Consider the following 853-nt stretch of genomic DNA (forward strand, 5'->3'; position numbering starts at 1 on the left):
GCGTCGACCGTCGAGACCAGCGCGCCGGTCGGCTTTTCCATGCCGAGCGATTCGGCAATCTGCGGCGTCACCGCCTCGAACTCGGCGCCGATATAGGGCCGCTCGAAGAAATCGAGACCGGCTTTGGCGGCGTCAGCGAAAGCCCGCACCATGTTGGCGGGGATGGCAAAACCGATGCCGATCGAGCCGCCGCTGCGGCTGTAGATAGCCGTGTTGATGCCGACCAGCTGACCGCCCATGTTGATCAGCGCGCCGCCGGAATTGCCGGGATTGATGGCGGCGTCAGTCTGGATGAAGTAGCCCGAATCCGAGACGCCGATATGGCTGCGGGCAAGTGCCGAAACGATGCCGCTGGTGGTGGTCTGTCCGACGCCGAACGGATTGCCGATGGCCAGCACCAGGTCGCCGACCTCCAGCGCGTCGGAATCGCCGATGGCGATCACCGGGAACGGCTTGTCGGCCGAGATCTTGAGCACGGCGAGATCGAGTGTCTCGTCCTTGAGCATGACCTTGCTGGCGAACTCGCGACCGTCAGCGGTCGCCACCTTCACCTCGTCGGCATCCTTGATGACGTGGTAATTGGTGACAATGACGCCGCTCGGGTCGACCAGTACGCCGGAGCCGAGCGAGGACTGCGCGCGCGGCTGCGCGCGCCCGAAGAACTCCTCGAAGAACGGATCGCCCTCGAAAGGCGACGTCACCTTGGCCGTCTGCGAGGCATAGACGTTGACCACGGCCGGCGCCGTCTGCTTGACCAGCGGCGCGAACGAGAGCTGCACCTCCTCGCGACCGAACGGCACGCGCTTGTCCGGCCCGGAGGTGGCATTTTCGCCTTCAACGCCATGCAGCAGAT

At 65.1% G+C, this 853-nt stretch carries 1 protein-coding gene; it reads right to left on the bottom strand.

What is annotated here, in order from left to right; all coding sequences use genetic code 11:
- Positions 1 to 853, bottom strand: an 853-nt coding sequence (locus EN742_RS36330) for a trypsin-like peptidase domain-containing protein (RefSeq protein ID WP_128333953.1), incomplete at both ends; no start/stop codon positions are given.

The organism is Mesorhizobium sp. M4A.F.Ca.ET.020.02.1.1 (assembly GCF_004022645.1).
GTDB lineage: Bacteria > Pseudomonadota > Alphaproteobacteria > Rhizobiales > Rhizobiaceae > Mesorhizobium.